19 protein-coding genes, 6 tRNA genes and 1 riboswitch are annotated in these 17087 nt (G+C 45.3%); of the genes, 7 read left to right on the top strand and 18 right to left on the bottom strand.

The features are described from left to right. Window positions 1-32 precede the first annotated feature (32 nt). Complete coding sequence (locus MMB75_RS26215) at window positions 33-110, bottom strand: potassium-transporting ATPase subunit F (protein WP_481857100.1); 78 nt, start codon at window positions 108-110, stop codon at window positions 33-35. A 183-nt stretch (window positions 111-293) separates the two neighbouring features. After that, a complete protein-coding gene (locus MMB75_RS07695) occupies window positions 294-689 on the bottom strand; it encodes a hypothetical protein (protein WP_016820703.1) in 396 nt (131 codons plus the stop codon). 113 nt (window positions 690-802) lie between these two features. Continuing rightward, a riboswitch (cyclic di-AMP (ydaO/yuaA leader) is annotated at window positions 803-974 on the bottom strand. A 463-nt stretch (window positions 975-1437) separates the two neighbouring features. Here MMB75_RS07695 and MMB75_RS07690 point away from each other — a divergent pair. Next, complete coding sequence (locus MMB75_RS07690) at window positions 1438-1923, top strand: glutathione peroxidase (RefSeq protein WP_016820704.1); 486 nt, start codon at window positions 1438-1440, stop codon at window positions 1921-1923. A gap of 149 nt (window positions 1924-2072) precedes the next feature. Here MMB75_RS07690 and MMB75_RS07685 read toward each other — a convergent pair. Then, a tRNA-Leu gene (locus tag MMB75_RS07685) sits at window positions 2073-2155 on the bottom strand. Window positions 2156-2418: 263 nt separating this feature from the next. Between MMB75_RS07685 and MMB75_RS07680 the strand changes: the two genes are divergently transcribed. Beyond that, window positions 2419-3156, top strand: coding sequence for an urease accessory protein UreF (locus tag MMB75_RS07680; protein ID WP_031463112.1), 738 nt, complete (start codon window positions 2419-2421; stop codon window positions 3154-3156). A gap of 290 nt (window positions 3157-3446) precedes the next feature. Beyond that, entirely contained in the window at window positions 3447-3668 is a 222-nt protein-coding gene (locus MMB75_RS07675; RefSeq protein WP_013369935.1) for a Rha family transcriptional regulator, read from the top strand. Between the two features lie 116 nt (window positions 3669-3784). Here MMB75_RS07675 and MMB75_RS07670 read toward each other — a convergent pair whose 3' ends face one another. The 6 genes from MMB75_RS07670 to MMB75_RS07645 form a co-directional block, all read right to left on the bottom strand. Continuing rightward, window positions 3785-4168: a helix-turn-helix domain-containing protein gene (locus MMB75_RS07670; protein WP_016818371.1), complete on the bottom strand. Its 384-nt coding sequence runs from the start codon at window positions 4166-4168 to the stop codon at window positions 3785-3787. 86 nt (window positions 4169-4254) lie between these two features. Next, window positions 4255-4629 carry a helix-turn-helix domain-containing protein gene (locus tag MMB75_RS07665; RefSeq protein ID WP_016818372.1) on the bottom strand — a complete coding sequence of 125 codons (375 nt, stop codon included), beginning with the start codon at window positions 4627-4629 and terminating at the stop codon, window positions 4255-4257. Window positions 4630-4815: 186 nt separating this feature from the next. After that, window positions 4816-5271, bottom strand: coding sequence for a MarR family winged helix-turn-helix transcriptional regulator (locus MMB75_RS07660; RefSeq protein ID WP_017426529.1), 456 nt, complete (start codon window positions 5269-5271; stop codon window positions 4816-4818). A 165-nt stretch (window positions 5272-5436) separates the two neighbouring features. Continuing rightward, window positions 5437-5519: transfer RNA gene (locus MMB75_RS07655), tRNA-Leu, on the bottom strand. A 15-nt stretch (window positions 5520-5534) separates the two neighbouring features. Further along, window positions 5535-5610, bottom strand: a tRNA-Lys gene (locus tag MMB75_RS07650). An 86-nt stretch (window positions 5611-5696) separates the two neighbouring features. Continuing rightward, window positions 5697-5768: transfer RNA gene (locus tag MMB75_RS07645), tRNA-Glu, on the bottom strand. A gap of 246 nt (window positions 5769-6014) precedes the next feature. Here MMB75_RS07645 and MMB75_RS07640 point away from each other — a divergent pair. Both MMB75_RS07640 and MMB75_RS07635 read left to right on the top strand, forming a co-directional pair. After that, window positions 6015-6776 (top strand): DeoR/GlpR family DNA-binding transcription regulator, encoded by a 762-nt coding sequence (locus tag MMB75_RS07640; protein WP_017426528.1) that lies wholly within the window; start codon window positions 6015-6017, stop codon window positions 6774-6776. Between the two features lie 72 nt (window positions 6777-6848). Continuing rightward, a complete protein-coding gene (locus tag MMB75_RS07635) occupies window positions 6849-7724 on the top strand; it encodes a Cof-type HAD-IIB family hydrolase (protein ID WP_017426527.1) in 876 nt (291 codons plus the stop codon). A 168-nt stretch (window positions 7725-7892) separates the two neighbouring features. On the opposite strand, the gene MMB75_RS07630 is transcribed toward MMB75_RS07635, so the two are convergent. The 3 genes from MMB75_RS07630 to MMB75_RS07620 all read right to left on the bottom strand — a co-directional run bounded on the left by MMB75_RS07630 (window position 7893) and on the right by MMB75_RS07620 (window position 8615). After that, window positions 7893-7981, bottom strand: a tRNA-Ser gene (locus MMB75_RS07630). A 1-nt stretch (window position 7982) separates the two neighbouring features. After that, window positions 7983-8058, bottom strand: a tRNA-Asn gene (locus MMB75_RS07625). A 44-nt stretch (window positions 8059-8102) separates the two neighbouring features. Further along, complete coding sequence (locus MMB75_RS07620; protein WP_016821162.1) at window positions 8103-8615, bottom strand: SprT family protein; 513 nt, start codon at window positions 8613-8615, stop codon at window positions 8103-8105. 142 nt (window positions 8616-8757) lie between these two features. Here MMB75_RS07620 and cmpA point away from each other — a divergent pair, with 142 nt between their 5' ends. Next, a complete protein-coding gene (gene cmpA, locus MMB75_RS07615) occupies window positions 8758-8892 on the top strand; it encodes a cortex morphogenetic protein CmpA (protein ID WP_016821163.1) in 135 nt (44 codons plus the stop codon). 103 nt (window positions 8893-8995) lie between these two features. Here the strand turns inward: cmpA and MMB75_RS07610 are convergent, their stop codons facing one another. From MMB75_RS07610 to MMB75_RS07585, 6 genes are all read right to left on the bottom strand, one after another. Next, entirely contained in the window at window positions 8996-11218 is a 2223-nt protein-coding gene (locus MMB75_RS07610) for a Tex family protein (RefSeq protein ID WP_031463110.1), read from the bottom strand. A 178-nt stretch (window positions 11219-11396) separates the two neighbouring features. Further along, window positions 11397-11747, bottom strand: a complete 351-nt coding sequence (locus tag MMB75_RS07605) for a type II toxin-antitoxin system PemK/MazF family toxin (RefSeq protein WP_007429335.1) — start codon at window positions 11745-11747, stop codon at window positions 11397-11399. 6 nt (window positions 11748-11753) lie between these two features. Continuing rightward, the gene (locus MMB75_RS07600; protein WP_007429334.1) at window positions 11754-12035 is read right to left on the bottom strand and encodes a CopG family ribbon-helix-helix protein; all 282 of its coding nucleotides are present in this window, start codon (window positions 12033-12035) and stop codon (window positions 11754-11756) included. Window positions 12036-12328: 293 nt separating this feature from the next. Continuing rightward, complete coding sequence (gene alr, locus MMB75_RS07595; protein WP_045244232.1) at window positions 12329-13525, bottom strand: alanine racemase; 1197 nt, start codon at window positions 13523-13525, stop codon at window positions 12329-12331. Window positions 13526-13792: 267 nt separating this feature from the next. Beyond that, window positions 13793-15070, bottom strand: a complete 1278-nt coding sequence (locus MMB75_RS07590; RefSeq protein ID WP_016821166.1) for an outer membrane lipoprotein-sorting protein — start codon at window positions 15068-15070, stop codon at window positions 13793-13795. Window positions 15071-15180: 110 nt separating this feature from the next. After that, window positions 15181-15813: a LysE family translocator gene (locus tag MMB75_RS07585; RefSeq protein WP_045244041.1), complete on the bottom strand. Its 633-nt coding sequence runs from the start codon at window positions 15811-15813 to the stop codon at window positions 15181-15183. Between the two features lie 234 nt (window positions 15814-16047). Here MMB75_RS07585 and MMB75_RS07580 point away from each other — a divergent pair, with 234 nt between their 5' ends. After that, window positions 16048-17019, top strand: a complete 972-nt coding sequence (locus tag MMB75_RS07580; protein ID WP_045244042.1) for an ABC transporter substrate-binding protein — start codon at window positions 16048-16050, stop codon at window positions 17017-17019. The last annotated feature ends 68 nt before the right edge of the window (window positions 17020-17087 follow it).

The following is a 17087-nucleotide window of genomic DNA, read 5'->3' as shown; positions in this document are numbered from 1 at the left end:
TGCTGTTCCCGCCTGCTCGATCCTATAGTTGACTAGAATTTTTCAGGATTCAGGAGTGCGTAGATTAAATACACCAACACAATAGCCGTAAGTCCTAGCACAACGATCATCCTCTTCGCCCTCCTTTTGAGGTCTGCGCATCACACCAGCGTACAAACAGCAGTATCACTCCATAACTCACAGCCATCACGAGCAGCATGTATAAATCCATCATGTTCATACCCTCCGTATCGCTTTTCAGATTGCCCTTTTGATTCCATCATAAAATCATAAACCAGCTATGTTATAAGTGCTTATCCGTTCAGCAGGAAACCCACCTCTCCGTTCAATGTGTAGATCACATGGTCCGCTCCCAATCCCCGATAAATTCCTTGTGGATTACAGCCGTGCGTAATAACATAGATCAATTCTGATGTTAGTGGCCGACATATTTGCAGGAAACGGCAAGTTAGATTCAAGCTGTTTTCAAACAAATACACACTACCAATTTCTTTTTTAGGAAAATTCCATTTTCCCGCTTGCATCGTATTGATGCGCACAATGTGCTCCACACCCATTTTTTTGAGCTGTCGTTCCTCCTGGGTGCTATTTGTGAGAACTGCAAACGCCAATTTTTTGAACATAAGCAATTTCACAAAACTTCTGCCCGCTTCATTCGGTGCAGTGACAATAATTAACCGACCTTCCATCAGTAGCTCCTCTCCCGGTATAAAAAGACAACAAAAAGAAGCCGAAGGAAAAAGGCTTCCTCCGGCTTCATACATTCCATGATAAAATAAACCATGGCTGCACACGGCGGTTTGTTGCCTCTCCCTGTACGCTTACGAGGTTAGCTGTCGGATTCGGACGTGAGAGTCGCCCTATTTACGGCACTTGGCCGGAAAATTCACCCCATGAGACACACGGCTTGCAAAGCCGTATATACTCGTTGGTTCCCCCGCTTTTGCAACTGCAAAATTCAGCGCTTTAGACAATTCGTTGTTGCTTCATTGTTGTTAATTTGAAATTACGTCTTGAATCATACACCCGTGCAAGGAAGACTGTAAAGCTCAACGGCAAGGCTATAAATCACCCTTTAGAGCATAGAAGATTAAGGATAACGCTTACAACCAACCTATGCTTCTCGTATCTCTCTAAAACTCTGTATTTCACCTCTTTTTGAAAATGAAAGGCATGTCAATATTGGCGTAGGGTATGGTACGGTTGCCCTTTATTTATAAAAAAGAAAGAAAATGCGCTATATGTACTAGATAATTATCGAATGAACCCTCTTTTATAAGAAGAAACACCTCAATTTGCTCCATTTGAAGTGCGATTTACCGTTTTGAACAAAAGACGATTTTACAATGCACAATGTCTGTAGACTCTTCTGGACTTGCAACCCCTTGTTGAATTGTTCACAATTTAATTGTAGAATATTGAATTAGGAGGGATATCATGAGCGTATATAAATATGATGCACAGACCCTACAAGGGGCACAAATTCCGTTATCCACATACGAAGGGAAAGTTCTTCTTATCGTGAATACTGCCAGCAAATGTGGGTTAACCCCCCAGTACAAGGCGCTACAAGAGCTATATGACCAGTATCATGAACAGGGGCTCGAAATTTTGGGATTTCCCAGCAACCAGTTCGCCAAACAAGAGCCGGGTTCCAGCGAGGAGATCTCCGAGTTTTGCCAACTCAATTACGGAGTGACTTTTCCCATGTTCGCCAAGACAGATGTTAACGGTGATCAGGCACATCCTCTATTTCGCTACCTGACCCACACTGCTCCAGGCGTATTAGGCTCCAAAGCGATCAAATGGAATTTTACTAAATTCTTAATTACACGAGAAGGTAACGTATTTAAGCGTTATGCGCCGCAAACCACTCCAGACAAGCTTGTAGGAGATATTAAGAAGCTTTTGCAGAAAAACTGACAATCTTTATGCATTACAGTTAACGAGCGGTCCGTTGTCCATACGACCGCTTCTGTGACGGGAGGATATGACGAAAAGTATTTAACAAAAAAAGCATCCCTTCACGTAAAACGTGTCAGGATGCTTTTTCAACTGGGTATTGCATATAATGCGGTCGAGAGGACTCGAACCTCCACGGGCGTACGCCCACTACCCCCTCAAGATAGCGTGTCTGCCATTCCACCACGACCGCATGTCATAATGTATTGAGGCAACAGATTTATTATACTCTCTCAGCAACAATTTGTAAACAAGAATATTATAATTATTTTTAATGTAACTTTATATAACATATATAAGCAATAAAATTATTTAATTTGACATAATTGAGTTCAAAGTGTAAATATATATTACATAAATATTTGAATTATTATTATAAAAATAAGATTCAAGTCAAATAACATCACACAAATATTCACTTCAAGGAGGCGAACCGTCCTGCATAAAGGTAACCGGTTGCTAAACTACGCATTATTGTTGGACCCTTCCTTACCTATTGGTGGTTTCACCCGTTTCTACGGATTGGAGGAGCGTTTCCGCGCCGGACACCTGAACAGTCTTCAGGATCTGAAACATTACATGCGAGACGATTGGTATCCTCAAATCACAACCCTTGACGGCATGGCCATTAAAAGTCTGTATGCAGCCATCCAGCAGAATGACGGTTGGCGGATCGCCCTTATTGATAAAATGTTGCACACCCAACATCCTTCCTCGCAGCATGTAAAAGAGTCGCGACTTTCTGGCCAGCGACTGCTCAAGCTCACCAAGGCTCTTTATCCTTGGCTCGCATTTGACCAACTGGAAGACACACTCACTCAATACAATGCAATTGGCACACTCGCTACTGTCCACACTTGGATTAACTCCCTCCTCGGAAGCGATATAGAACAGACCATTCACGGCTATTTTGCCACAGCGGTATCCTTCTGTATCGAAGATGCCTTTAGACTGCTCAATCCTCCTTATGAGGAAAAAAATCCTCTTATCGATCATATGACCAGCGAGTTGCTTACCACCTGGAAGAAGATTAACAAACCTACGCCAAGCTCATATCAGCGCCATCTTTTCCACAGCCATCGGACCAGCTCCTATATCACTCAGCCACCCTATATGAGCCATAGCAGCCAATTGAATGCATCCAGACCCTTTTCCTCCTCCGTCCTATTTAAACACCTTCCAGCATCCCTCTGATGCGTCGTTTACCAATCTAGCAGTCACAATAAAAATACTCTGCCCTTTTCTCAAGCGGCAGAGTATTTTTATTCATGTATCCCAAATTCACACCAATAACAGACCATAGTCGGATTATTTTCACTTTTTGCACTTAATTAAGTAATTATTTTAACGAAATACCGTATTTAAGATTGTATAAACACGTATAAAAGTGTATCATAGTTTTAGATGGTTAATTCTAACATGTTTACTGATGATTATTATATCACACCAATTATTCCGTAAGAATCCGTAAGGGGCGATTTCTCTTGAACAACAAAATGCCTGTCACCTCCTTCGGGTGGGCCATCAAACAAAGGCTTGTCGAGCTTCGGCTGGATCAGAAAACATTTTGCGAGACACATAATATTCCGCCTTCACGCTTGTCCAATCTGATTCACGGCACCCGCAAAGCACAAAGGTACAGAAAACAAGTTGCTGCAATTCTGAATATCGACGATAACGATTATAAGGAGGCGACACCACACTAAACCGAACAAGCATTTCAGCAACCAATGCGTCGCCATATTATCAGGAAACCAAATAAACCCGTAAACCGAACCCTCAGTTCGTTTTACGGGTTATCACCCAGGCGTTTAGCCATAGATTATTCAAGTTTTGTTTTGTCCTTCTCTCTTTTTTGCTTACGGTACTTCGCAAATTCAACGTATTCTAAAATAAAGTTCTGTTCTTCTGTCTCAAGATCTTCAGCCTGGCAATTCAGTGGCCCCATCACCCCAAAAAAATAAGCAGCCTTCTGCTCCTGAAGCACGCCTTCCCCTGGCTTAATCCCTTTCATCAACCAGTCGAGCGATACATTAAAAAAGTCCGAAATCTGAATCAAATGGGCGGTACCTGGCGTTGTTTTTCCCCTTCTCCAATCACCGAGATTCCCTGAGCTAATTTTAAGCTTTTCACAAAATGCCTTCTTGGTCATTCCTCGATCCTTAATTAAAGCTTCAATCCGCTGATAAATAGTTTGATCTCCCACAACGTTTCCCCTCCGACACTGTAGCTTTTTCTAATTAATTTTCAATTGTCACATTAGAATGTCCTTATCAAATCCCACAGCAAACATTAATCAGTAGTTGAATTGGGCTGGTTTTTCTCTTTACGAAAGCGGGTAAATTCAATATACTCAAGTATAAAATCTCTTTCCGCCTCACTTAGCGATCCCCCCTGGCAATTCAGTTGCCCTGAAGCTCCAAAAAAATAAGGGTCCTGCGACTCCTTCAGCACCTTACTCTGCACGTCTCGACCCAGCATAATCCAATCCAGACTAGCGTCAAAAAAAGAAGCGATTTCTATGAGTTTATTCGTGCCTGGTGTCGTTTTTCCTCTTTTCCAATCTCCAAAGTTCCCTGTACTAATGCCCAACTGCTGGCAAAACGCCTTTTTCGTCATACCTCGTTCCTTAATGAGCTCCTCAATGCGTTGGTAAATAGATTGCATAGAAGTTCCTTCCTCCCTAGCAGGCTCTCCAAATAACGATATCATGTCCCTTGTTCCCTTTTCAAAGATCACGTGTGCTAAAATTACCGAATTATGTATGTTGGTTTTCATTATACCACAATATGCAACAAAAACCGCCTGTTTTCCGAAGAAAGGGCGGTCTTTAAGTCAGTTCGCTTACGCCAATCACGTAGCAGAGTTGTCGATTTTAAGTAAAATCCGCTTCAATTCGTTCAACGTTTCACTTAAGTGCAATAAATCTTCTTCCGGCAGATACACCAGTCTCTCTTGAATTTTATTAGAGAAGGTATGAAACACCTGTTCACAAAAAGCGTCGCCTTCTTCTGTAATGGCTACGTTCACGACTCTACGATCCGAGTCGCACGATTGACGGTCAGCCAACCCATGCTCCACCAGCTTATCCAGAAGAGGAGTCATGTTTGGACGAGAGACATTTAGTTGTTTGGACAAATCGGATACCGTAGACGAACGCACTTCACGCAGAAGCAAGAGTACCTGAAAGTTATTAGGCGACAAATGCAACGGAAAATCAAGCGGACCGTAGGTGAAAAATTTCTTCTTCACAATCGGAAACAAGCCCAAAATATTTTCTGATATATTTCCTAACAGTTGAGTGTCCATATTTTTCACCGTCACTTCATAAGTTTATATATTTATTATTCTATAACATTATGGCGTTATATTATACTATGGAATCATTATTTCATCATAATCATTGTTTAATTGCATCCATGCACAAATAAAAAAAGCCTCTAACGCGAGAGACTTTTCCGTTTATTCCATTGATGCGGTCGAGAGGACTCGAACCTCCACGAGCGTACGCTCACTACCCCCTCAAGATAGCGTGTCTGCCATTCCACCACGACCGCATAACAAAATATAAATGGTGAGCCATGAAGGACTCGAACCTTCGACACCCTGATTAAAAGTCAGGTGCTCTACCAACTGAGCTAATGGCTCATGCTGTTCATCCTAGCTGTCCGCCATTAGATCAGACCTCAGGAATTCCCCTTAAGCATGCAACATGTAGTCTGTAAAGACAACAATGACCCGTAGGGGATTCGAACCCCTGTTACCTCCGTGAAAGGGAGGTGTCTTAACCCCTTGACCAACGGGCCTTATGAATGTACACCAACTTGGCGACAAGAAAGAGTATATCAAATAGAATAGTAAATGGCAATACTTATTTTTAAAATTTTCAAAAAAGCTATTTTATATAATTGTAAAATGCATATTTACTTACATCAACTTATTTATTATCATCTAAACCCTGAAAAATCACGATAAATGATTGCAAAATCACTTACATTTACTTATAATCACTTACGAGATACCGAAATGATTATATATTAGAGGAGCTTTTTATGTATCAGGAAGAACGAATGTTAAAAATCGTTGATTACTTACAGCTTCACAAGCGTATTTCGGTGGATGATATTTGCGAAATTTTTAATGTTTCACGGGATACGGCCCGCCGAGACCTGGTAAAACTTGAGGAGCACCAAAAAATTATTCGTACCCGCGGCGGCGCCCTTCTCCCTAAACTGCATCACGATCCAATTGGAAATTATAACGAAAGACTGCTTACTGTATCTGAGGAGAAGCAAGTGATCGGACAATTGGCTGCCAGTATGGTACGAGATAGGGATCGTATTATATTGGATTCCTCTACCACCGTACAGGCGTGTGCAGAAAGACTGAATGTGCAGGAATGTTCGGTTATCACCAATTCAATCAATCAGGCTGACGTACTATCTGGAAAAGATGGTGTCTCCATTCATCTATTGGGGGGCCGCCTCCAAAAAGAACACCGATATGTATACGGCTCGTCCGTAATCGCCACTTTGTCTCACTATTTTGTAGACAAAGCTTTTATCGGGATTGGAGGCATATCTGCTCACGGACTAAGCCTGATTCATGAAGAGGACGGTATGCTGAAGCATCAGATGATGAAACAGGCAGATCAGGTGATCATCCTTGCGGACCATTCGAAATTCGGAATCAATTTCCCGTATCGTTTTGCTGATTTGTCTGAGGTTAATATCGTGATCACCGATCGCTTACCAGAACCGGCGATGCTGGAAATTTTACAACACCATGATATCGAAGTTGTTGTCCCCTCATAAACTTGAAGCCAATCGCTCTAACTAGACGCAATATGTATAACAGAGATATCAGAAGACAGGAGCTGGAGAGAAATGAAACTGTTTGCGATTGATATGGATGGAACGCTATTGAACGAGGAAGGAAAAATAAGCAAAGCCAACGCAGAGGCAATCCGCAAGGCACAGCAGCAAGGTGTTCAAGTGACGATTGCCACTGGCAGAGCCGCTTATGATGCCTGGACAAAGCTAGAGGAAGCAGAGCTGGTTACTCCCGTCATCGGGGCAAACGGCGCCACTGTGCACGATGTGCATCGTCGCCAGCTAACCTCTACTCCTATGGGCCGGAGCGAAACATTTGAAGTGCTGAGCTGGCTTGAGGGTAACGACTTCTACTATGAGGTCATGACAGACCGGGCTATTTATTCTCCACAAAAGGGGCATCAGCTACTTGCTGTTGAAATGGACCGCTTGCTGAGCGCCAACCCAGATATTTCGCTGGATACTTTATTACATGCAGCTGAAAAACAATATGAACAGACCGGGCATACCCGCATCGCTTCATATGAGCAGATTCCACTGGATGTAGAGATATATAATGTGCTCTGTTTCTCCTTTGATCATGCCAAATTGGAACGGGGGCGTAAACGTTACCGAGATTTTCAAGGTCTAAACATGGTCATCTCCTCAGATCGCAACTTTGAAGTCGAGCATAAGGATGCGTCTAAAGGTAATGCATTGCTTTATCTCGCGAATTATCTGAACATCCCTATGCAGGAAGCCGTAGCGATCGGTGACAGCTATAACGATATTTCCATGCTGACGACGGCCGGAAGAGGTATTGCCATGGGCAATGCAAATGACGACATTAAGGCTGTCTGCTCTGAAGTTACCCTGACCAATGTGGAAGATGGCGTTGCTCATGCTCTGTTGAACCTCCTCAACACCGTCGAGGCTGACACTGTAAAATAGAAGGGATGAGTTGCGTACTGCGTACAACTCAGGCTAACGCTGTTTCATGCTGTACGCAACATGTCCGTCTTACATATAACAATTCTTAAAAAGCAGATCTAGACGAAAAAGACGCTCGCAAGCATGGTTACCATGCATACGAGCGTCCTTTTCTGTTTGAAATACCAACGGAGAGAGAGGGATTCGAACCCTCGCACCGCTTACGCAGTCTAACCCCTTAGCAGAGGGTCCCCTTATAGCCACTTGGGTATCTCTCCATGGCTCCCCGAACAGGACTCGAACCTGTGACAACTCGATTAACAGTCGAGTGCTCTACCAACTGAGCTATCAGGGAATATTACTGTAGATTATCATACAGTATGGTTAATTTACCATGAATCAGGGGGCCTCGTCAAGTGCCAACAAGCGAAGTTTACCTCCACATTTCCCACAGCGATATCGCTGTGGATTCATTTTACGCTTACGCATATACTCCTGTTGACAGGAAACACACACAAGCTTGTAACGATAAGGCTGAGGCTTTCTTCCCACTCTTCCCGGTAGGGTCTGACAATGCCTGCTTCCTCCTACGCGAGCCAGCCATGCTTTGAAATCAGCATCACGATGCTGGTAGCCCATTCCGCGCAGATGTAGATGATAATGGCACAGCTCATGCTTTATAATTTTTTCCACCTCAGAACGCCCATAAGCTGCGAGTTGATGTGGATTAATTTCAATATGGTGACTTTTCATAAAATATCGACCGCCTGTAGAAGACAGGCGCGCATTAAAGGTGGCTTGATGTTGAAACGGCACGCCAAAGCTCTCCAGCGAGATGCGCTCTACCCATTCTTGAAGTTCTTTATTACTCATGGAAGGGTTCATTGAATTGCTCAGAGACTTGGACTCCATCCTTATGGTTTCCCTCCTTTGCTTCATACTGACAAGCATATTATAAAATGACGGCCGAAGTCTAACCCTGGTTCATAAGCACACTTTAGGTATCCACCCCATATGCTAAACATACAGATGTAACGCAGAGGAGGAGATCGGCTTGCCTCAATGGCTCAGCAACCAGCTCATGCGGGCCTTTTACAAGAAGGACCGACGCCAAATTAAACTGTTGAACGATTGTTGGTTTTTTTATCATAAAGCACCTGGTATAGAATTTGACGCCAACAACGGGTAGAAGCAGAAAAGTTCCAGAAATGAAAAACCGGAGTCTCCAATATGATTCGGAGATTCCGGCTTTTTTTACTCTCACAAAAGGTTATACAGCTTTATTTAAAGCACTATGCCTGTGACTGCGCATCTGCGGGAGGTTTCATAGTCAGACCTACCCTGCCTTTTTTCAAATCAACATTCAACACCCACACGGTTACGTTATCACCAACAGATACAACATCCATCGGATGCTTAACAAAACCACTGCGCAGCTGTGAAATATGAACCAACCCGTCACTTTTAATACCGATATCCACAAATGCACCGAAATCAATGACATTGCGGACCGTTCCCTGAAGTTCCATACCCGGTGCCAGATCCTCGATCTTCAACACATCCTTGCGGAATACAGGCAATGGCAACTCGTCGCGCGGGTCACGACCTGGTCGCTGGAGGCTGTCCAAAATATCCCGCAATGTTGGTACACCAACTTCCAGCTTCGCAGCCAGCTGATCAATATTAGACACATTCAGCGCTTCTGTTGCAACTTTCGAACCCAGATCATGGGCACTGATACCTAGCTCCGCCAACAGACGGTCTACGACAGCATACGATTCAGGGTGAATCGGTGTGCGATCCAGTGGATTTTCTCCACCCGGTATACGGATAAAGCCAACGGATTGCTCGTAGGTTTTTGCGCCAAGTCGCGGCACCTTCTGCAACTGACGACGGTTGCTGAATTTACCGTTTTCCTCACGGTACTTCACGATGTTTTTAGCAATGGTCGCGTTGATCCCTGCTACGTAAGACAACAGCGCCGAGGAAGCCGTGTTCACATCCACACCGACATGGTTAACAGCCGATTCCACAACGTCCTTCAAGCTCTCATCCAGATGTTTCTGCGACACATCATGCTGGTATTGACCTACACCAATGGCCTTCGGCTCAATCTTGACCAGCTCAGCCAGCGGGTCCTGCACACGACGCGCGATGGACGCCGCACTGCGCTCAGCTACGTCCAAATCAGGAAATTCTTCCTGTGCCAGCTTGGAGGCAGAGTATACGCTCGCACCTGCCTCATTGACGATCAGATACGCGAGGCTGTTGTCACCAATATCCGCGATAACTTCGGCTACGAATTGCTCTGTCTCGCGTGATGCGGTTCCGTTACCAATGACAATCAACTCGATGTCGTATTTGGCAATCAGCTGCTTGAACGTTTCGGCAGCCTCACGTTTCTTGTTGTTCGGCGGTGTTGGATATGTCACAGCCACTTCCAGCAGCTTGCCTGTGTCATCGACAACTGCCAGCTTGCAGCCTGTCCGATAGGCCGGATCGACTCCAAGCACACGACGCCCCTTGATCGGAGCCTGTAGCAACAGGCTGCGCAAATTGCCTGCAAAGATAGAGATGGCCTGCTGTTCACCCTTCTCTGTCATTTCAGCGCGCACTTCACGTTCGATAGATGGCGCGATAAGTCTTTTATACGCATCCTCAATGACACTGCGTAGCAGGTCTTCCACCACAGACGATCCTTTAATCACTTGGCCAGCCACATAATTGTAGATGGAATCTGGTGCTACCTCCAGACCAACCTTAAGAATGCCTTCCCGCTCCCCGCGATTAATCGCCAGAATACGGTGAGGCGGCATTTTTTTAGCCAGCTCACGATAGCTATAGTAATTCTCATACACAGACTCTTGCTCGGTATCCTTCGCTTCAGAGGTCAGCATCCCATGATCCAGCGTGTATCGACGCACCCATTGGCGAATAGCCGCATCATCAGCTATATTTTCGGCCAAAATATCCATGGCTCCTTGGATGGCTGCCTCAGGGGTTTCGACTCCCAGTTCAGCATTCACATAGGATTCAGCTTCTTTCAAAGCATCACCCTGCTTCGGCTGACCCCAAATCCAGATGGATAGCGGCTCCAACCCCCGTTCCTTTGCCACACTGGCGCGAGTCTTGCGCTTTTGCCGATATGGACGGTATAGATCTTCCACTTCCTGAAGTTTAACCGCAGAGGTGATAGCAGCCTGCAGCTCTTCAGTCAGCTTGCCCTGTTCATCAATAATGCGGATGACCTCTACCTTACGATCCTCCAGATTACGTAAATACAGCACACGATCTTCAATTTCACGCAGCTGATTTTCATCCAGCTCTCCTGTCATTTCCTTACGATAACGCGCGATAAAAGGAATTGTATTCCCTTCATCCAATAAACTGATCGTTGTCCGGATTTGCTTGAGTGCCAGCGACAGCTCTCTCGCCACTTGTTTGACAATCCGTTCTTGGCGTTCTGCTTCGTTCGGCTCCTGCCCAATTTCCGTCTTCATTTCCTCGTTAGACAAACCTATCCCTTCTTCCTCACAGCTCTTGTCATACATCATGTCTTTTATTATCACAAAAAATGATTCAAAGCGCCAGCAGGTGACGTAAAAGCAAGCCCTACCTGTATTTTTCTTCGGACATGCAAAAGGACAGCGCTAGAGCGCTGTCCTTTCCCGTTTCACTCGTCGTTCCATCATACTAAAAATCAATCAAACCGAGACTGATCTGTAGCGAATCGCTCACTTTGCGCATGGTTTCTTCATCCAAATGGGTGATTTTGTCGGTAAGCCTTTGCTTGTCGATCGTCCGGATTTGCTCCAGAAGAACAACAGAATCACGATCAAAGCCATGCGTCGCCGCGTCGATTTCCACGTGTGTAGGCAGCTTTGCCTTCTGAATCTGTGCTGTGATGGCTGCTACGATCACGGTAGGGCTAAACCGGTTGCCGATATCATTTTGAATGATCAGCACAGGTCTGACGCCACCTTGCTCGGAACCGACTACGGGTGAAAGGTCTGCAAAAAAAACGTCGCCGCGCTTTACGATCAATATGGATTACACCCCGCTAACTGTACGGCCCAAGGTGCTGTTTGCATCTTCCTCCGCGTGAAAGGCTTCAGATGCCATGGTCAGGTTAATTTTAGCCATTTCCATGTATCCACGCTGCATAGCTTCACGAATGTAACGTTTTTTACGTTCACCTACATAAAGCTTCATTGCCTGCCTGATAAATTCACTGCGGTTGGAATTCTCCATAGCTACGATCCCGTCCACTTCCTGCAAGAGATGATCTGGCAAACTGATCATTATTCTTTTGGTGTTCTGCAAATTGGCCAACTTCTCTTCCACCCCCAAAACCTTGTCGCCATTGTACCATTATAACGTTATTCCCGGTAATTTATTCAAACGGAATATAAGAGAATGTATATGATATGCGTATATCATCTATGCTGCATTCCATTATAAACTACGCAGTTCGTTTTCGTACAGGCGTTTGATCCCCGAAATACAAGTGTCAGCGGAGCCTAGTGCGTCTTTTGACAGTTATAGCGCTCTTTTCTTTCCTTTGTACATATTTCGGGACGTTCTACGAAAACTCCTGCTTTTATCCGGTAATTTGCGTTATGAAATTAATTCCAGCGGGTTGGAAGAAGCGAGTTCACCCGAACGACAGGAACATGATCTCGCATGTAAACACGCGGTACCCTGTCTGCGATCATGCAGATCACCTCGTAGTGGATTGTACCAAGCTTGGATGCCAGCTCATCCGCCGCAATGATTTCGCCGGACTGCTGGCCGATGAGAACAACCTCTTCGCCGGTTTGGATTTCTTCCGCATCCTCTGCGAAAGATTGTAAGGATACCATACACTGGTCCATGCAGATCGTACCGAGTACAGGGACGCGACGACCGCGTATCAACACTTCGACCTTCCCACTTAGCATGCGGGAGTATCCATCCGCATAACCAATTGGCAGTGTGCCGATCCGCTCTTCATCAGAGGTCACATACCGGGTGCCGTAGCTAACCCCCCAGCCGGGAGGAAGCGTCTTGGTATAAACCACCGCCGTCTTTAATGACAATACAGGCAACAGTTCAATGACTTGCCGGTTAACCTCATCAGACGGATACAGACCGTATATACTGATGCCAATCCGCACCATATTGGGGGAAAGGGAAGGGGTATCAATGGTGGCCGCGCTGTTGCCCGTATGTATAATGGGAATAGAAATACCTTGTTCCCTTAGCGCATCCGCCACGCCCCGAAACCGATCATATTGTAGCAGTGTATAGCTTTTATCTTCTTCATCCGCACGGGCAAAATGGGTGTACATGCCTTCCAGCAGCACCTGCTCTAATTCGTGAACCTGCCGGACAAAAGCCAAAGCTGCTTCTCCAGGCAGCAAACCGAGTCTTCCCATACCGCTGTCTATTTTGATGTGCACCTTCAGCTTGCGTTCGCTTCCTTGGCGGTCCAATCTGCGGATACCCTCCAGCACTTCCTCACTAAACACAGTCAATGAGATATCATGCTCCCAAGCTGTTTGGACAGCTTCAGGTGAGGTATAGCCGAGTACAAGGATCGGCAGTCCAACCCCCGCATGACGAAGCTCCAGAGCCTCATCCAGAAAAGCGACGCTCAAATAATCCGCACCAAGGCGTTCCATTTCCTTTGAAATTTCTACGGCACCGTGACCGTAGGCATTAGCCTTGACACAGACCAGCATCAGCTTATCCGCAGGCAATACCTTGCGAAAGGCCTCATAGTTGGCGCCAAGGTGATCCAGGTTGATTTCGGCCCGGGTCGATCTGTATTGTGCTTGCAAAATCCAGTCACCTTCTTCAATTGTTAGCCTGTAACGTAACCTTTTACCATTTTGGATATAGCAAAATCCTTGCTTCCAAAGGTTAATGGTAATGTTCAGAGACGTGGCTGTCAATGGCAGGGGGCTCTGCCAGCCTCCTCTACCATCTTTACAATAGAACAAGATATACAAGCGATGCACATCTTAGACTGCGAATGAACAAAAGACGGATACGGGCGGTAGCAGAGCATTTTACACTCTAGACCGTCTGCATCCGTCTATAAAATTTTATTTACCCGATTGTTCCTGTATAGAAGCGGCAATTTGTATCATTTCGCTCACAGGCAAGTCAGCACTGGTGATTCTGAACTCTATTCCATCATTCATCCAGGTCATCGTCTGCTGTTCACTTCCTGTCAGCACGGCAAAACTTCCTCCAATATCAACCAGTTCGCCTGCCGTCAATGCGACCGCCCGATCTTTTGGACGCGCCTCCACAATGGTATAGTTATACGTTCCGCTGTACCGCAGCATCACTGCATGTGTACCATTATCCTCCAGCTCCGGCGTATCCTTGATTTGTACTCCGGCTGGCGTGTAGGACGGTTCAATCAAGCCGAACTCACCCAACACAGCTTCTGCGGCATCCGTTCCCGCTGACGTTCCAGTTGCAGCATCCGCTGTGCCCGGTGTCTGTTGCTGCTCCTCTGCGTTAGCTGCTGCTTGCGGCTTGGACGTATCGCCAGTGACAGCTCCGTCGCTCTTCGCTTCACCAGACGGTTGCTGGACATCGCCCCCTACGGTTCCCTGCTCTTGTCCGGCTTCACTGGACGTCACGCCAGTCGTCCCTTCTAACGTACCGGTCGTATCAAGCGGACCGCTGGAATCCACTGCCCCTGAAGATGGCGATCCCTCGCTACCTGCATTCGTTTTTCCGGAAGCCATATTCCGCTCCATATCAAAGGAATCCTTGTCAAACTTCGTATCAAAAGCGAATTGATCGAATTTCAGATCGACAACCACCTTGGCATTCGCATCAGATACCTGTACCTGAGTAGGAGCATAGTTGTTTTTGGATAGCCAAATCTTTTGCCTTACCAGCGCATGGCTATTGTAGTTCGCGGCCACATCAAACACATAGGATTTATCGTCGGTAGCCAACTGACGGGAGGCATCACCGATAATGCTGCGAACCAGCGTTTCATATAAATATACCTGACCCTGATTGTTTGGCCAGTCGCTTTTGAAACGGAAACTCTTGTTCAGGCTGGGGGTCAGTACAAATACACCCTCATCATTACGAAGCACGATTTGCGTAACATCCTTTTTCTCGTTCGTCATGGCAATTCGGTAATAGGACGGCTTGCGATAGGAAATATCCACCTTGTATTCCTGCGGCGTGTCGCCGGTATGCAGCGTCATCAAAGCTGTACCGTGGTAGCTGTTCAGGTCGCTCACCACGTCACTCAAATCTTTAACCACATCGTCTGCGCTCTTCTTGCCGCACCCGGCCAGCAGCAACGTTACACACATGACCATGGCAAGCATCCATGAAATCCGGCGCATGTCATCAACCCCTTCAGCACATGTTTTAAATGAATTAGTACATGTCTATGAAGGACTTGTTCGATTTATGCAGACTGGCATGACAAGCTTGAGCGTATCCTTGTGTAATGCTATAAAATCTTTTGAAGACTGATCATAAATTCATACAGGAAATAAACCGAAAAACCAACCAAAACCACACCGGCACAGATTGTAACCCACTTGATGGCGGTTCTGTTCATGGCTTTTCGTGTTGTCGCTACGAGGGTCATCAAACCTAAATCATGAATAAGAATACCAAACAAAATACCTAAGCCAACAATCAAAAATTGACTTGTATTTGACCGATCAAATGAACTTGCCAGCACAGTCCCAAAAACACTTACCCAGAACACTAAATTCCCTGGTGAAACAGCTACAAGCAGCCCATTTTTATAGGAAGAAAATAATGATTTCGTCTTTTTCTCTCCTTCTAGTGCAATATCATGATCCGCATTTTTAATGCTGTCGTACCCCACGTAGCACAGAAATATGGCTCCAACGAGCCACATGATCACCTGTACAACAGGTAAGGACAGAACAGAGGCCAGACCAAAATATAAACCAATGATTAATAACAAATCGATGGTCATCCCCCCGAGCCCCACAATCCATCCATGCATAAATCCATTCTTTAGCCCTTGCTTCGTCATTTCAACCGTAATGGTACCTACAGGTAGTGCTATGGAGAAACCTAGTAAAACATATGTAATAAACAATGCCATTTCAAACCCCCTTTCAAATGTATAAAAACGTTATTCTATATTATAAAAAATGACAAATCAATAAAATGTTGAAGCCTGTATGAGCTTAAAACACATGAGACTTATTTTGTACAAAATCGGATTCATTGACCAAGTTTGTCCATTGAGTATTGAGGTTCCAGCACTTATCATTGCTTTTGTGATAATAATTCTCATTTGCAAATTTATGAACTATTATATTATACGGAGGCTGCTATGACCAACAAAAAATCTACTCGGCAATACACTGCTCTGATCTGTCTATTCTCTCTTATGGGGGCATTGCTACTAGGATGCGGCGCATCTGATAAGCAGACTGCAAGCAGCAACACAACAGCATCTACAACCTCGGAAGCTGCCACAACTCGTGCCTACACAGACTATAAGGGACATACAGTAAACATTCCCACGACTCCTGGGCGCATTGCTTACTTCGGAGAAAACTATGGGGATCTATTGGTTTTAGGCGTACAGGCTGTTGGTACATCGACTTCTATGATCGAGGGAAAGATATATGAGGAAAAAGTTCAGAATGTATCGGACCTAGGATTTCCCATTGATTTAGAAAAAACATTGGCTCTACAACCAGACCTAATCATCACCGCCGATACGGATGAAAAACAATACGCAGCGTTAACGAAAATTGCACCTACAATTATGTTCGATACCTTCGCTCCACTGAACGATCGTTTGCTACATCTCGGAGACATTGTGAACAAGAAAAAGGCTGCTGAGGACTGGCTTGCCCAATATAAAATCAAGGAAGCAGAGATGTGGACCAAACTTCATGCGCAAGGTGTTAAGTCGGGTGAAACAGCTTCGGTCTTTACCTACTATCCCGGTGACCGTTTGTTCGTCATGGCACGGACAGGCCTGTCACAGATACTATATGAAGAGAATGGTCTCAAGCCTACTCCTCTTATTCAGAAAGCGCTGGATGAGGACAAAGGATTCGTGCAATTATCACAGGAAGTAATCGGACAATACGCTGGAGATCGGATTTTCATACTAAGCACTCCAAGTTCAGAAGCCCAGCAATCCACCGAACAATTAATGAAAAGCAAGCTGTGGCTTCAGCTCCCTGCTGTCAAGCAGGGACATGTGTACATGCAGGACATTGGCAAAACCGAAAGTGATGCATCTACTCGGGAATGGTTGCTGGAGGAATTGCCCAAGCTCATAAAATAAGATTGGAGAAGCCTATCGTCCTTGTTGATAGGCTTCTTTTTTGTTGAACCTAAAGGAGGTATACTTAT

It is taken from the genome of Paenibacillus sp. P2(2022), assembly GCF_029522175.1.
Taxonomy (GTDB): Bacteria; Bacillota; Bacilli; order Paenibacillales; family Paenibacillaceae; genus Paenibacillus; species Paenibacillus polymyxa.
This window is presented reverse-complemented; position numbering and strand designations above follow the sequence as displayed.

Coding starts and splice junctions, on each gene's coding strand:
- MMB75_RS07620 (WP_016821162.1), bottom strand. CDS start 8,615: ATGGAGTCCAAGTCTCTGAGCAATTCAATGAACCCTTCCATGAGTAAT.
- MMB75_RS07580 (WP_045244042.1), top strand. CDS start 16,048: ATGACCAACAAAAAATCTACTCGGCAATACACTGCTCTGATCTGTCTA.
- MMB75_RS07635 (WP_017426527.1), top strand. CDS start 6,849: ATGAAACTGTTTGCGATTGATATGGATGGAACGCTATTGAACGAGGAA.
- MMB75_RS07590 (WP_016821166.1), bottom strand. CDS start 15,070: ATGCGCCGGATTTCATGGATGCTTGCCATGGTCATGTGTGTAACGTTG.
- MMB75_RS26215 (WP_481857100.1), bottom strand. CDS start 110: ATGATCGTTGTGCTAGGACTTACGGCTATTGTGTTGGTGTATTTAATC.
- MMB75_RS07690 (WP_016820704.1), top strand. CDS start 1,438: ATGAGCGTATATAAATATGATGCACAGACCCTACAAGGGGCACAAATT.
- MMB75_RS07585 (WP_045244041.1), bottom strand. CDS start 15,813: ATGGCATTGTTTATTACATATGTTTTACTAGGTTTCTCCATAGCACTA.
- MMB75_RS07640 (WP_017426528.1), top strand. CDS start 6,015: ATGTATCAGGAAGAACGAATGTTAAAAATCGTTGATTACTTACAGCTT.
- MMB75_RS07695 (WP_016820703.1), bottom strand. CDS start 689: ATGGAAGGTCGGTTAATTATTGTCACTGCACCGAATGAAGCGGGCAGA.
- MMB75_RS07665 (WP_016818372.1), bottom strand. CDS start 4,629: ATGCAATCTATTTACCAACGCATTGAGGAGCTCATTAAGGAACGAGGT.
- MMB75_RS07660 (WP_017426529.1), bottom strand. CDS start 5,271: ATGGACACTCAACTGTTAGGAAATATATCAGAAAATATTTTGGGCTTG.